Below are 14,682 nucleotides of genomic sequence, written 5' to 3'. Positions count from 1 at the left end.
TATTGTCTGATACGCCGTTTAAATGTCGATGGCATGTTAATTGTCATAATACCTAAATTTCTTACTATTAATTGTGCATCATAACTAACAATCCGTGCACACAAGCCGAATGAATGGAAGAGAACATTACATATCGAGCAAAAAGAGGGGGAACTCCGCCCCTCAGCAAAAAGCCGGAGACTCGCCCGCTCAGCAAAAATCCCCCGGGATCAAACCATCCCTGGGGATTGCCAAAAAGAATGCGCCTGCCCGCTCAACGGACCAGGGTGATTGGAGCGGGCCGATGGTCCTCGGCCGACCGGTAAGCGGCCAGTGCGACTTCAAGCGCCCGCAGCCCGTCTTCCCCGGTTACCGAGGGGGTCTTCGCTCCTTCGCTGACCGACCGGACAAAATCGCGGATCAGCTCCAGATCCATATTGTCTCCCCAGTAGTCCCAGCTCACGCCGTTGTCATTGCGATACACGCTCATTTTCTGATTGAAGGCATTGATCGACAGCACACCGTACTCGCAGATCACATCCAGCGTTACGTCCCCCCAGGTCGGGAAGTTCCTGTTCCGTGACCAGCTGCAGTCCAGGCTGGCGAACACCCCGTTGTCGAACTCCATCGTCAGGATGCCGCAGTCGTCGATCTTCCCTTCCGAGAACCGGCTGGCGGCCTCGGCGTACACATTCGTCACTTCCGCGCCCATATACCAGCGCATGACGTCAACGACATGAACGGTATGGTCCATCACCGCTCCCCCGCCGGACAGCTCCTTATCCAGGAACCAGCCGCCGGGAATGCGCCCTCGGTTCGTCCCTTTCATGGCAAGAATTTTGCCGTACACACCGCTGTCCAGCAGCTCCTTGCCCCGCCTGATCGAGGTTTGGAACCGGACGGGAAAAGCGGTCTGGAGAAGCACTCCGTTCTCCCGGCAGGCCGCGATCATCGCCAGCGCATCCTCTACCCGGGTAGCCAGCGGCTTCTCGCACAGAACATGCTTGCCCGCCCCGGCGGCCGCCATGACACAATCAATATGCCGCACGTTCTCGGAGCAGACGATGACCGCGTCGATCCCGCTGCCGATCAGCTGATTCAGCTCGGGATAGTACGCCGTCTGATAACGGCCGGCTATCTCCTGCCCCTTCTCCGCATCCTCGTCCCAGATTCCGGCCAGCTCCGCGCCGTCAATCTGCAATAAAGCGTCCATATAGCCCATGGCATGCATATGAGCAAAACTGGCTATGCCTATTTTAATCATAAGACCCTCCTGTACTTGTTAATTTTGAGATGAGGCGTCCTAACGCCCGGACACTTAAGCAATTGCCACGGGCGTGCCGCTGCGGGACGATTCAATGGCTGCCAGCGAGATGGCCAGCGCCTGGTACGCGTCCTCGGCGGTAACGATCGGTTCTTCCCCCGTCTCCATACAAGACAGAAAATGGGCCAGCTCCCGGTAATAAGGCGTTTTCAGCAGCGGGCTTTCCGGAACGGCAGCGCCCTCCTGCGGCTGGTCCGGCGCCTTCCGGAAGGACAGGATCGGATTGTCGCTCGCGCTGTTGAAATCAATAATCCCGTCGGTTCCCGCGATTTCGAAGGAAGTCGTAAATTTCTGATGGGACCACGAGCCTTCGACATGGGCAATTACGCCGCTGCGGAAGGTTAGCGTTGTCAGTGCGTAGCCGCCGCCCTCTGAAGATTCCGGAACATAGGCTTTGGCGAATACCCGCTCCACTTCCCCGAAGCACCAGCGCAAATAATCGAAATCATGGATGGACAGGTCGAGCAGCAGACCGCCGCTCTTGCTCGTATCCGCATACCAGTTCTGCCAGGCGCGCGGAAATCCTGAGGTCCGGCTGGCCCTTACCATGGCGATATCACCCAGACCTTTCTGCTCCATTACCTGTCTGGCCTGAACATATTCCGGGAAGAATCTCACCACATGTCCCACAAACAGCCGGATCTTCTTGTCCTTGCAGTAGTCGATCATTTCGCGCGCGTCCTTCAAGCTGCCGGCCAGCGGTTTTTCGCAAATGATGTGCTTGCCGTCATCCGCCGCCTTGAGCACGTACTCCCGGTGCAGATACGTTGGCAGACAGATGTCAACCACGTCGACCGTATCCAGCTCCATCATCGCTTCCTCATAGCTGCCGAACGAACGGGTACCGAACCGCTCAGCTGCTTTGCCCGCCGCGGCCGCATCCGAATCGACGATACCCGCCAAAGACACATCCTTCATGGCCGAATAGGCTTCCGCATGCGTTCTCCCCATCGTGCCGGCGCCAATCAACAACACATTCTTCATTCTGGAATCGTCTCCTTTTGAAAAGGGATGCCTTTAATACCTTTCCGTGATCCACATCGCATAACGCTGCCCCGGAAAAAGCGCCTGAAGCGCCCTGTTGCTGCGCAGCGTCTCCCGCTTTACCGCCTGTATGCCCTGCGTCAGCATGGCGCAAAATTCGGCGGCCGTACATTTGATTTCCTCGTCATAGACCAGTCCCCAGGGGGAAACCTGAACGATGACCGAGGATGGCTCGAGAACGAGCACGGCCCGCTCGGACCCGCACCGAAGCAGCAGGCGCTCAGGCAGGGCGGCCACCTCTTCTCCGGTCAGACCGGCGATCCGGTCTGTCAGTTCGGGCGCAAGCTTGGCCAGCATGGCGGGTAACCCGATCACCTTCCACATCGTCTCGTCGTTATCGACAACCTCCACAGAACCGAGCTGCCTGAAAGTTTCCGGCAGGACGCCGTCCTCAGGCAGGGTAGCTTCCAGCCGTTTGACGGATTCCGCGCCGGCTATCCTTGAGAGCAGCGGCTTCATCGCTTCGCCCTCTCCATCAAGGTAGGCGCATTCCAGCAGATTCAGCTTCCCGGCCTTTTCCTTCCCACCGATGGCGTAAGCGGCGATTTCGTTTCCTTTTCTGGCCACCCAAAAATTGTCCGTGACATGACCCGTCCATTTCAGCAAGCCTTCCCAGTATTCACGAGTCCGCACCCGGGTGTTGGCGTTCTTCCGGTTGTACCGCTCACAAATCTCCATGACCTCGTGCAAATCCCCGGCTTCAAACTTCGAGATCTGATAGGGCGTCCCCGTGCCGTCTTCCATCAATACCGATTCGGCGTTCAGCACATACAGAGGGGCTTCCACCGTCTCCCAGCCCGCCTTCTCGTAGAATGGATGAATCCCGGTAAACAGAAGGGAAAGGTCGAAACCATGGCTGCTCATCCACAAGCTCATCTCTGCCAAAATCGCCTGCACCGCCCCCAGTCCCCGGTATGCCGGGACCGCGGCCACACTGCCGATGCCTCCGACGAGCAGCTCCGCCGATCCAATATGAATCCGGTATGGAAACAGCTGCACCGACCCCGCCAATTCCCCGTCCGCCAAAGCGATCCAGGTCGTTTCGGGATCATTCGAGACATCGTAATCGAGCCTCTGCTGAAAGAACGAACGGTCCTCAGGAAATACGCTCCCCAGCATATCAAAGATCCTGTCGATTTCTTCACGGTTTTGAACCTGCCTGACTTCCAATCTTGGCAATGGCGCACCTCTTTTCCGTTAGTTAACCCTTCACGGCTCCTGCGGTCATCCCGTCCACCAAATAGCGCTGGAAGAACAGAGTCAGCAGCACCGGAGGAAGCAGGCCAATAATTCCCGACGCTGCCATCAGACCGTAATCGACGGAGAAGCGTCCGAGGAATTCGTTGATGACGACCGGCATCGTCTTCGATTGCGAGGAGCCTGTCAGCACAAGGGCCGTATTAAATTCATTCCACGTATTCAAATAGGCAAACACGCCGATGGCAAATAGCCCTGGAGCCGAAATCGGCAAAATGATCCGCAGCAGAGCGCCGAACCGTCCGAGTCCGTCCACAAAGGCCGATTCCTCCAGCTCTTTCGGAATGGATTCGAAGAACGCCCGCATCATCCAAATGATAAAAGGCAGAGTGAAGGACAGATTGGCCAGCACAAGCGCCGATTTGGTGTCCAGCAGTCCGATCCGGTTAAAAATCAAATACATCGGCAGCGCAATCGCGATGCTTGGCACCATTTGCGTAATGAGAAAAATGACCGCAAGGCGGTCTTTCAAGCGGAAACGAAGTCTGGCAAAGGCGTAGGCTCCCAAGGAGCCGAAGATCAGCGAGAACAACGTCGTGACGCTGGCCACAATCAGGCTGTTAAGCAGCGAGTTTTTGAACGATGCCGCATTGTCGGACAAGCTCAGCACCTGCTTGTAGTTCATCAGGGTGAAGCTGTCCGGCAGCCAGTGACGGGCAAGCGACGCCAGTTCTTTACCGGGCGAAAGGCTGATGATACAAGCCCAGACCAGAGGGGATACCGTAAAGATCATGACAAGCGCGACGCCGCAAAATAACAGAACCTTTTTAATGGACTTGTTCAATTGCCGCTCCCCCTTTCTCAAACTCCGTCCTTCTGCCGAAGTATCCGCATGTACAGCAGTACGAATACCAGAATAAATCCGGTCAGGATATAGCTTCCGGCCGAACCTAATCCGAAATCGCTGAACATGAAGCCCTGCTTGTACAGGTACAGGCCAGACAGCTGCGTGGAATTCGCGGGACCGCCCTTGGTCATGGCAAAGACCAGATCGAATATCCGGAAGGAGTCGATCGTGCGCAGAACGAGCAGAACCAGGGTAACGGGCACCAGCAATTTTACAATAATGTCTTTAAAAATGCGTATGCTCCCCGCACCGTCGATTTTGGCGGCTTCTACCAATTCTCCGGAAATTGACTGCAGCGCGGCCAGATACATCAAGGCGACAAAAGGAAACGATGTCCATACCTGCGCCATAATAATGGAGGCCAGCGCCAGCTTCGGGTCGGACAGCCAGCCGACCGGACTATCGATCACGCCCAGCTTCAGCAGTACCCCGTTCAGCAGACCGTAGTTCGGATGCAGCATCGTCTGCCAGATCATGGCGTTGACTACCCCGGGCATGGCCCACGGAATCAGCAGCAGCGATCGCCCGAGCCCCCTCATACGGAACTTGATATTAAAAAGAAGGGCTGCGGCCAGCCCCAGAATCATGCTTGCCGCAACACTGAATACGGCAAAATAAAGCGTCGTTTCCATGCTGAGCCAGAATTCCCCGTCTTTAAGCACCGCACTGAAATTATCCAGTCCGACGAATTTCGGGCCGACCCATGGTTTCGTCAGGTTGAGATCAACAAAACAAAGGTAGATGGAGTAGAGAAACGGATATAGCAGCAGACCGAGCAGAATAACGATAGTGGGAAGCAGCAAAAGGAATGCAAATTTCGATTCGGAAATCATTTTCTTCGAATTCGAAACGGAAGCTGCAGCCGGACGAAACAACGCTTGACCTCGCATGGACAATCCTTCTTTCTGAATCACGACCGGGTTACGGTGTTCGCTCTTATCCATAGCCATGCTCCTTACTTGTTGCTCTCCTGGATTTTTTGCGTTTCAGCGAACGCATCCGCGAGGGCCTCAGCCGGCGTTTTCTTTTGAGTCAGCGCGTTCTGGAGTTCAACCTGGAATTTGGATGACCATTCATTGTACCAAGGAATTTGCGGACGGTTGACGGCAACCTCGGCCTGCTCCAGAATCTTGTCCAATCCGGGCACACCCGCCTTCACTTCCGGATCTTCATATACGCTCTTCCAGCCCGGGAACATGCCGATTTCAAGCGCCTGCCGTTTGCTGCCTTCTACGTCGTTCAGGAATTTGATATATTCCCACGCGGCTTCCTTGTTCTTCGAACCCGAGGAGATCGCATAGGCCATCGGTCCGGCAATCGTCGCGCTGGATACGGTGTATGGAAGCGGAGCGACATCGGCCTGGTTCACGATTTTGGACTTGGAGGAATCGTTGAGCGGAGTGAGCGGCAGCCCCCAGTTGAGTTCAAAAGCGATATCGCCCGCCGCCATGGCGTCCAGTACGTTGGTTTCATTATATTGAATCGAAGCGGGGTCCACGATTTTGTATTTGTAGATCATATCCACCATCATTTGCAGCGCAGCGGTGTTCTCCGGGCTGTTGAAGACAGGATTGCCGTTCTCGTCAAACAGCTTGCCCCCCATGCTGGAAGCAATCGCGATGAAATCGCAGACAAGGCCTTCCGTCTGGCTCCAGGCCCAGGCTGAGCCGTATTTGACGAGCCCTTTTTCCTGCAAAGTCTGACTGTACTTAATGAAATCGTCCCATGTTTTCGGCGGAGCGGAGAACCCGGCTTTTTCCAGCATCGTCTTGTTATAAACAAAGGACTTGTATTCGGAGGCGTAAGGGAGGCCGTAATACTTGCCCTGATACTGCAGCGCCTGTTTCGCAAACGGCAGCATTTCATTCTTCATATCGTCCGTCATCCATTGATCGACCGGCTCCACCCATCCCGACATTACAAACCGGGGCAAGTCGATGACATCCATGACAAAAATATCATAGGTGGAACCGCCGGACATAAAGGAGTTCATCAATTTCGGTGTAACATCGGCATTGCCGACCGTATCGACCTGTACTTCAATCCCCGTCTTTTCCTGAAACTCTTTGTTCACCTTTGCGAAGTATTCCTGATTGGACGGATTGGAAATGGTTCGGAGGACAACTCCCGCATACGGCTTGTCGCCGGCGGGCGCATCTGTCGCTGTGCTGGTGCCGGTCGCTTGGCCAGTTCCTTCCGCCTTATTTGAGCCGTTACCGCAGCCGGACAGCGCCGCAACCGTAAGTACCATCAGCAGCAATACCATAATTGATGATTTCCGTTTCATGAGAACCCCCCAGTAAGATTAGGATTTGAAGTACAGCAGGCCAGCCGTCGCCGCAAATTTAAACCGGGTTAAAATGTACACGAAATGTAATGAAGCCCTCCCTCCCTGTCAACTTCCTCCAATGGATGCACAATGATGTAAATTTATCTCTCAATAAAAGAAAGAATTTTGCTGTTTTCATGTTCGTTTACATACCATTTACGCTATTATAGTCACAGAAAAGTAATATTTTCAATATCTTGCGTTAATTTTTGTCACATATTATTATGGATATATTGTAAATACCTCTCTAATCTTAATTCCACTTACTCTAATAGGTGTATTAAGTTCTCCAAGTTGAATATCGTTACTTTTTTCATTGGATGAATTAAGTGGCCGTGATAATGTGGATTTTATATTGGTCCTAAAGCGAGGTTGAGCGAAGTGAACAAGATCAGAACTGGAGATCAGAAGCTGGTTCAGGAGCTGAACCGGTCGATTATTTTAAATGTGATTCGGGAAAAAGGGCCCATCTCCCGAAGCGAGATTGCAAAGCACTACGGCATCAGCGCCACAACGGTGGCTTCCGCCATCCAGGAGCTGATCCGGGACGGTTATGTGTGCGAAATGGGCGAAGGAGCTTCCAATGGCGGAAGAAAACCGATCATGCTGAAGCTGGCTTCCGACCGCCTTTACCTGATCGGGGTCTCCGTATCCAATTCTTCCATTGACATTGCCCGGATGGATCTGGAAGCCAAGATCAGCCGCAAGCAATCGAGACCGGTTCAAGCCTTATACGGGGAGGAGCTTGTCGCTGCCGTTCTATCGGAGATTGAGCGGTTTTTGCAGGGTTGTCCCGATACCGGGCAATGCCTGGGTATCTCGATTATTATTCCGGGGGTTATCGACAAGGATTTAGGCATCGTGTACTTTAACTCCAAGCTCAAGCTGGAGCAAATCAGCCTGAAAGCTATTATTGAAAGCCGTTTCAATATCAAAACATGGCTCGAGAACGACCTTAACGCCACCGTGCTTGCCCAAAAAAAATTCGGACCCTACGGAAAGGTCCAAAATTTGATCTACGTCTCGATCTCGGAGGGTGTGGGGGCGGGGATTTTTTTTCACGACATTCTGCTTAGAGGAGGCAACGGCGGTGCGGGAGAGCTCGGGCATACCATCATTGACCGGAACGGTATCCGCTGCGAATGCGGAAGCTCGGGATGTCTGGAGAACTATATCAGCTGGCCCGCGGTATATTCCCGGATTATCGCCTCTGCGACGCGCGGCAGAAAGACGGCGATTATGGATTTGGCAGAGGGTGACATCGCCCGGGTCACGCCCGAGATGTTCAATCAAGCTGTCAAGATGCAGGACCCGCTGGCTGTCGATTTAACCGATGAGATATCCGGCTACCTCGGTCACGGCCTGGTCAATCTCATCAATTTGTTCAATCCGGAAATACTGATCCTCGGCGGGCAGATCGGCTCAAGCAACCCCCGCTTGCTGGAAAACGTCCAAAAATACGTGTCATCCCACGCGCTTCCCATACTCCGGGATCTTAAAATTTGCCCGTCAACGCTCGGTGAAGAGGCAAACCTGTTGGCGGCCGCCTCGATTATTCTGGAGGATATATTCCACTTCTCGCTCGCCAATTGATCGGGAGGACCTATTTATTTTGATCGGTCATTCAGCATAGCCGAATAGTACGCTTTTTTCTCCAGGGCGACAGTCTTGACCTGCTCCAGATGCTCCATCTGCCGCTCCAGCCAGTCGATATGCTTATCCAGGATGTCCATTCGCAAATGCAGTGAATCCTGGATGTCTGGCATTTCCCTGCCGTCAAGATCCAGCAAGCAGCCGTCTTTGGCAAAAGAAGCGATATCCTCCAGCTTCATTCCCGTTTGCTTTAAGCCATGGATGAAACGGATAAACCGGATATCCCCTTCGTCGTACCGCCGGCGCCCGGTTTCCTTTCCATCCTTACGGGAGGGGTTCGGCAGTATGCCTACTTTTTCATAGAAACGAAGGGTATACGCCGTGATCCCCGTTATTTTGGATACTTCGCTGATCGAGTACATACGCTAAAGCCCTCCCTTCCTTTGTTCATTCATCCTTTTACAACATATTTCAACTGATCAGCACCACTTTGCCGACGGCCAAAGACCGTTCAAGCAGTTCCTGCGCCTTGGCCGCTTCCTGAAGCGGAATGCGATGCGATACCAGCGGATGGATCAATCCCTCTTCCAGCAGGGACAGTACGGCGCTTGCGTCTTCCCGGAACCAGTCCAGCTGCTCCTTTTTCAAAAGGGTGATGCTGTAAAGATGCATAGGGTGTCCCTGCTCCGTCGTTTGGGCCTTTGCCAGGCGGCTCCACTCCTTCTCCCAATTTCCGGAGTTCCGCTCCTGAAGCACCGAAGTATAGCCGTAGCTGATGAACCGCCCGTTCCGGCTTAAAGTTCGCAGCGAGCGCTCGTAGTTCTCGCCTCCGATCGGATCGAACACGGCATCGATTCCTTCGGAAGCATGAAGCCTCAGAACATCGACGAAATCTTCATTCCTGTAATCAATAGGTATGGCGCCGTACCCGGAAACGATGTGATGCTTCGCAAGCGAAGCCGTGCCGTACATCTTCAGCTTCGCCAATCTGCCCAGCTCCAAAAGGGCGGTGCCGGTTCCGCCGCTTGCGCCGTGGATCAGGATACTCTCCCCCTCAGTTACTTTGGCAATCCGGTGAAGCATCTGATAAGCGGTCACATAATTCAAGACGGTGGCAACAGCGAGTGAAGAATCCATCTGCGGGGGAACGGCCACCAGCTCATCGGGCTTCGCATATACATAAGCCGCATAGCCCCCCGTTCCGTTATAGAAAACCGCCACTTTGTCCCCTATACGAAACTGCTGCACATCCTCTCCGAGCTCGTCGATCACACCGACCGCATCGTATCCCGGCGTAAACGGCGGCGTTGGCGGATTCGGAAACTTGCCTTCCCTTCTCATGATATCCGCCAGCGCGACGCCGGAGCTTTGAACTTTGACACGAACCTCGTCCCGATCTGGTATCCGCAGCGGCTCCTGAACCAATGTCAGCACTTCCGGCCCGCCGTACGCCGTTACAATGACTCTTGAGTTAAACACAGGACATCTCCCCTTCAAAGGTGAATAATGGATGCCCGTATTATATTTCTTAGAGTTTACTCGAAGTCAAGCGGCCATGAGCGCATTATCTCAAATAGCCTCCGTTATTAATATCAAAGGTCGCGCCCGTGTAGTGCCTGGATTTATCGGATAATAAAAAGACGACCGTTTCGGCCACATCCTCCGGCAGGACCGGGGTTTGGATCAGCTGGTGACTGAGATACTCCTTTTTTCTCCAATCGGGAATGGTCTGCATCATCGAGGTGTCGACCATGGTTGGCGCGACGGCGTTCACGCGTATATAAGGGGAAAAATTCATGGCACAGCTCTTCGTTAACCCGAGCAAAGCCGCTTTGGTCAGTCCGTATACCGCATCCGAGCTTCCCTCCATACCGGAGACGGAAGACATATTGACGATGGTTCCCTGCTGCCGATTGCGGAGCATCCGTCTACCGAACAGCTGCGAGAAATAGACGGCGCCCTTGATGTTGATATCCATCACCTTGTCGATCTCGTTCTCTTGATAATCGAGTATGCTTTTGGCTAAGTAAATGCCCGCATTATTAACCAGGCCGTTCGCATCCGGATGTTCCGTTTCAATATAGGCAAAAAAGTCACGAACCTGCTCGTACTCACTCACATCCGCTTGATAGGTGTGCAGCTTATGGCAAGCCCCCTCCTCCTCCTTCAGCTCTTCAAGCAGCCGGCTGTTCAGATCGCACGCGATTACCGAAGCGCCTTCGCGCAAACTTAGTTTCACGACCGCTTTTCCGATTCCGGACGCCGCGCCTGTAATGATTATTTTTTTATCAGAAAGCATTATGTCCGCCCACCCTAAAATGAAATTTAATCGCAATTTTACCTTTCCGCCGTTTGGGATTTGCATAGGACTCATATAGTGATAACAGGGTTCAATTCAACGGTAAAGGATTTGATGATTTTGAGGATAGCCTTCTTCACGGATACGTTTTACCCGCAGATCAATGGTGTGTCCAATACGTTGATGTATTTGAGCCAATATCTGACCCGCTGCGGCATTGAACATCTATTCTTTGCTCCCGATTATGAGACTGGTGAGCCTGAAGCCAGCGGGGTTCCGGTCGTGCGGTTCAAAGGATTTACTCCTCATATCTACCCGGACTGCCGCCTCGCTTTCCCTCCTTATCCCAAAGTTCTGGAGCAGCTCTCGGACTTTAAGCCCGATGTTGTCCATATTGTTACCGAGCTCGGCGTCGGCTGGAGCGGCCTTCGGGCCGCGAGAGCGCTGAATCTACCGATCGTCATGTCCTATCATACCAGCTTCGACAAGTACCTCCAATTTTACCATATGCAATATTTAAGCAAAGCCTTGTGGGCATACATGCGCCGGTTCCACAGCTTCGCGCAGGTCAATCTTGCCCCTTCCCGGAGCACGATGCAGGATTTGGCGCGCCACGGCATCACCAATTTGGATCTGTGGCCTCGCGGAATCGATCTGGAGCGGTTTCATCCCGGGAATTACTCCCCCAAGCTTCGGGAGGAGATGGGGATTACGAATGAAGTCGTATTTCTCTATGTAGGCCGCATCGCGGTGGAAAAGGGGCTGCAGACGCTGGCCGACAGCATTAAGCAAGTGAATCTGCGCTACGGCAGGGAAGTGAAATGGGTCTTCACGGGAGACGGACCTTATTTACCGGAGCTGATTGCCCAAAGGATACCTAACGCCATTTTTACGGGGAGCCGCCGGGGCGATGAACTCGCCGCTATTTATGCGAGCGCGGATGCCTTCGTCTTTCCTTCCGGCACCGAGACGTTCGGGAATGTGCTGCTGGAGGCCATGGCGAGCGGGCTTCCGGTCATCTGCACCGATTCCGGCGGAGTGACCGATTTTACGGAGAACCACCACAATGCTCTGGTCTGCAAGTACGGGAGCGTTCCGGAGTTAACCAAGGCGATTGTCAGCATGCTCAATCCGCATAATCGGCAATCTATTGGGGCAAAAGCGCTTGAAACCGCAAAAGCCCGAGGCTGGGACGCCGTATTCGATGATCTCATGCTGCAGTACACGTACGCCGCGAATCCGGAACTTCACCCCGAGCGGAGGAGCACCGGTTGACGCTGCCGGGTAGCTTGTTTAAGCACGCAGGGAAAAAGATTGCAAAACATACCGGAATCCCGGTGTCTTGCGATTTTTTTCTATACCATGGTCGGTCGTTGTGATTACGGTAAGTCTGGCAAAGTGTACTCGCGGCCAGCCGGAGCGGCCCATGCCGCCAGCACGGTGCCGCCCGGGATACAAATTCTCACAACAAACGGTAAGCATAGGATTGTGCTGTTCAGTTTGAGTCAAGTATTAAAGTAGCCGGTGTTTTTCCTGCAAGTCCTGCGGAATGTCACGGACTTCCATTTGGTCCCGAGTCCGATGTATAGTGGCTGCACCATTTTCATGCGAACCTGCGGAATACCGTGAGATACTTTTGTCAAACCTCGGTCCGGAGTGTAGTGGCTGGCGTTTTCCTGCAAACCTGCGGAATACCATGAGATGCTTCTGTTCTGCCTCGCCCCCGGGATATAGTAGCTGCACCATTTTCCTGCAAACCTGCAGGTTTGTCAGGAGAATTTCGCGTTGGTAGAAGGAAAAGATGCGATCGTACATCCTTTTAAGCCTACGAACCGCCAACGGGGAGATAGGAGGAGAATTGCCTGCACTTTGGCAGGAATTGGGCCCGGGAGGAGAGTTTCCACGGAAAAAGATGTATACACGCAGGAATCTCCGCAACCCAGCTACTTACTTAACTACTCACTTACTTACCTACCTTACTCACCTACTCACCAAACTCACCTTACTCACCTACCTTACTCACCTTACTCACCTACCTACTCACCTACTCACCAAACTCACCATACTTACTCACCTTCTCACCGCCCACCAATCTGAAAACCCAACAAACTTCCTCCCCGACACCTATCTATCCCCTTCCCCCCAAACTAACTTTCCCCGCTGCCGGTTGCCTTAACTTCTCACTGTGATCATGAAATAGATACTTCTATTCAGTAGGGACCGGTTTACAGTAGTTGGCGTTTTCCTGCTAAATTTGTAGAATACTGAGATACTTCTGTTCAACCTCGCCCCCGGGATATAGTAGCTGTCCCGTTTTCCTGCAAACCTGCAGGTTTGTCAGGTGAGTTTCGCGTTGGTAGAAGGAAAAGATGCGATCGTGCATCCTTTTTAACCTATGTACCGCCAACGGGGAGATAGGAGGAGAATTGCCTGCACTTTGGCAGGAATTGGGTTCGGGGTGAGAGTTTCCACGGAAAAAGATGTATACACGCAGGAATCTCCGCACCGTTAACGCCCCAAGCGGCCTACTGGCTGATTCTCCGTCTCTTCCCGGAGCGGTCGGCGGCTTCAATCTGGCGGCCACGGCCGCTTTTTTTGTACATTAATGGCTTTCTGGCTGTGCCCATATCCTGGTTCCATAGCAGCACCCAAGGGCGAAGCGGCGCATAAAATGCACTGCGAGGTGAGACCAACTATGAACGGACAGATTTGGCGGCAGCAGCATGCCGCGAAGCTGCATCGGCCCTTGAGGCGAAAGATTCAACAGTTGTCTAAATCCGGCGGCGCCAAGCCGGCGGCCATTCCGGTCATTATTCAACTGAAGCACCCAATAACCCCGGCCCGGCTTCAGGCTCTGAAGCGGCATGCGGGTTCGCATGCGCTGCCGGTACTGCACAAGCTTCCCCTGCTTCAATCGATAGCTACCCGGATTTCGATGGACTGTCTAAAGCGGATGTGCTGCTGCGGCGGGGTGAGGAAAATCTATCTGGACGGAATCAAAAAAACGTCGCTCCATATAGCGACGCCTTCAATCGGTTCTACTTCGGTTCAACGAAAAAAGGGGCTTACCGGAAAAGGGGTAAACATCGCCATTCTGGACACCGGCGTCTTCCCCCATCCGGATCTGACCCGGCCCATTAACCGGATTATAGCTTTTAAGGACTTCATCAACCATAGGCGAACTCCTTATGACGATAACGGCCACGGGACGCATACGGCCGGGGACGCCGCGGGAAACGGCTGGTCGAGCAAGGGTAAATACAAAGGCCCCGCCCCGAAAGCGGGCGTTATCGGCGTCAAAGTGCTGGATCAGAACGGCAACGGTTACGATTCGACGATAATCAAGGGAATCGAGTGGTGCATCGCCAACCGGAAACGACTAAAGCTGCGTATACTTTCGATGTCGCTGGGCGGTCCGATTCAAACTCCCTGTTCCGACGATCCCTTATGCCAAGCTGTGGAGCATGCGGTCAAGGCCGGGCTCAGCGTTGTGATCGCGGCCGGAAACGACGGACCGGGGTACGGAACGATAGAAACCCCCGGGAACAGTCCGTCGGCCATCACGGTCGGAGCGGTAGACGACCGGCGCACTCTCCTCCAGGCGGACGACCGCATTGCTTGGTTCTCCAGCCGGGGACCGGTACCTGGCGGCGGCAAAAAGCCGGATTTGGTCGCACCAGGCGAGTCGATCATCTCGCTGCGGGCCCCATGCTCCAAGCTTGACCGTGAATCTCCTTACTTAAGAGTCGGTAAAAAATACTTCACGCTCTCCGGCACCAGCATGTCTACGCCCATCGTCTCCGGCGCGGCCGCGCAGCTGCTTCAGAGCAGACCTTCTCTCTCGCCCCTGCAGGTGAAAACATTGCTCAAAAAGAATACCTTCCGCCTCAAGCTGAACGCCAACACCGCAGGAAGCGGCGAAGTTAATGTCAGATTTCTGCTGTCATGCCGGAAGCGGCCCCGGTCAGTCCCTTTCAGGAAACCGGGGCGCCAATAAGCTCTTCCGGTAA

At 53.6% G+C, this 14,682-nt stretch carries 12 protein-coding genes; 3 read left to right on the top strand and 9 right to left on the bottom strand.

Annotated elements, in window-relative coordinates; translation table 11 throughout:
* Positions 1-253: 253 nt before the first annotated feature.
* The 6 genes from PSAB_RS09285 to PSAB_RS09260 are packed head-to-tail and all read right to left on the bottom strand — an operon-like array spanning position 254 to position 6,738.
* Positions 254-1,240, bottom strand: coding sequence for a Gfo/Idh/MocA family protein (locus PSAB_RS09285; protein WP_025334305.1), 987 nt, complete (start codon positions 1,238-1,240; stop codon positions 254-256).
* Positions 1,241-1,297: 57 nt separating this feature from the next.
* The gene (locus PSAB_RS09280) at positions 1,298-2,287 is read right to left on the bottom strand and encodes a Gfo/Idh/MocA family protein (RefSeq protein ID WP_025334304.1); all 990 of its coding nucleotides are present in this window, start codon (positions 2,285-2,287) and stop codon (positions 1,298-1,300) included.
* A 33-nt stretch (positions 2,288-2,320) separates the two neighbouring features.
* The gene (locus PSAB_RS09275; protein ID WP_025334303.1) at positions 2,321-3,526 is read right to left on the bottom strand and encodes a GNAT family N-acetyltransferase; all 1,206 of its coding nucleotides are present in this window, start codon (positions 3,524-3,526) and stop codon (positions 2,321-2,323) included.
* A gap of 22 nt (positions 3,527-3,548) precedes the next feature.
* Entirely contained in the window at positions 3,549-4,388 is an 840-nt protein-coding gene (locus PSAB_RS09270; protein WP_025334302.1) for a carbohydrate ABC transporter permease, read from the bottom strand.
* Between the two features lie 17 nt (positions 4,389-4,405).
* Positions 4,406-5,395, bottom strand: a complete 990-nt coding sequence (locus PSAB_RS09265; RefSeq protein WP_025334301.1) for a carbohydrate ABC transporter permease — start codon at positions 5,393-5,395, stop codon at positions 4,406-4,408.
* A gap of 11 nt (positions 5,396-5,406) precedes the next feature.
* Positions 5,407-6,738, bottom strand: coding sequence for an extracellular solute-binding protein (locus PSAB_RS09260; RefSeq protein ID WP_025334300.1), 1,332 nt, complete (start codon positions 6,736-6,738; stop codon positions 5,407-5,409).
* A 423-nt stretch (positions 6,739-7,161) separates the two neighbouring features.
* On the opposite strand from PSAB_RS09260, the gene PSAB_RS09255 reads away from it, so the two are divergent.
* On the top strand, positions 7,162-8,373 hold the full coding sequence (locus tag PSAB_RS09255; protein WP_025334299.1) for an ROK family transcriptional regulator: 1,212 nt from the start codon (positions 7,162-7,164) through the stop codon (positions 8,371-8,373).
* A 14-nt stretch (positions 8,374-8,387) separates the two neighbouring features.
* Here the strand turns inward: PSAB_RS09255 and PSAB_RS09250 are convergent, their stop codons facing one another.
* The 3 genes from PSAB_RS09250 to PSAB_RS09240 form a co-directional block, all read right to left on the bottom strand.
* Positions 8,388-8,795, bottom strand: coding sequence for a MerR family transcriptional regulator (locus PSAB_RS09250; RefSeq protein WP_025334298.1), 408 nt, complete (start codon positions 8,793-8,795; stop codon positions 8,388-8,390).
* A gap of 49 nt (positions 8,796-8,844) precedes the next feature.
* The gene (locus PSAB_RS09245; protein WP_025334297.1) at positions 8,845-9,852 is read right to left on the bottom strand and encodes a zinc-binding dehydrogenase; all 1,008 of its coding nucleotides are present in this window, start codon (positions 9,850-9,852) and stop codon (positions 8,845-8,847) included.
* Positions 9,853-9,937: 85 nt separating this feature from the next.
* Positions 9,938-10,672 carry an SDR family oxidoreductase gene (locus PSAB_RS09240; RefSeq protein WP_025334296.1) on the bottom strand — a complete coding sequence of 245 codons (735 nt, stop codon included), beginning with the start codon at positions 10,670-10,672 and terminating at the stop codon, positions 9,938-9,940.
* Positions 10,673-10,792: 120 nt separating this feature from the next.
* On the opposite strand from PSAB_RS09240, the gene PSAB_RS09235 reads away from it, so the two are divergent.
* Together PSAB_RS09235 and PSAB_RS09225 are read left to right on the top strand one after the other, a co-directional pair.
* The gene (locus PSAB_RS09235; protein WP_025334295.1) at positions 10,793-11,947 is read left to right on the top strand and encodes a glycosyltransferase family 4 protein; all 1,155 of its coding nucleotides are present in this window, start codon (positions 10,793-10,795) and stop codon (positions 11,945-11,947) included.
* Between the two features lie 1,420 nt (positions 11,948-13,367).
* Positions 13,368-14,669, top strand: a complete 1,302-nt coding sequence (locus tag PSAB_RS09225) for a S8 family peptidase (RefSeq protein ID WP_025334293.1) — start codon at positions 13,368-13,370, stop codon at positions 14,667-14,669.
* The last annotated feature ends 13 nt before the right edge of the window (positions 14,670-14,682 follow it).

Origin of the sequence: Paenibacillus sabinae T27, assembly GCF_000612505.1 — a bacterium.
Lineage (GTDB): Bacteria > Bacillota > Bacilli > Paenibacillales > Paenibacillaceae > Paenibacillus_AQ > Paenibacillus_AQ sabinae.
This window is presented reverse-complemented; position numbering and strand designations above follow the sequence as displayed.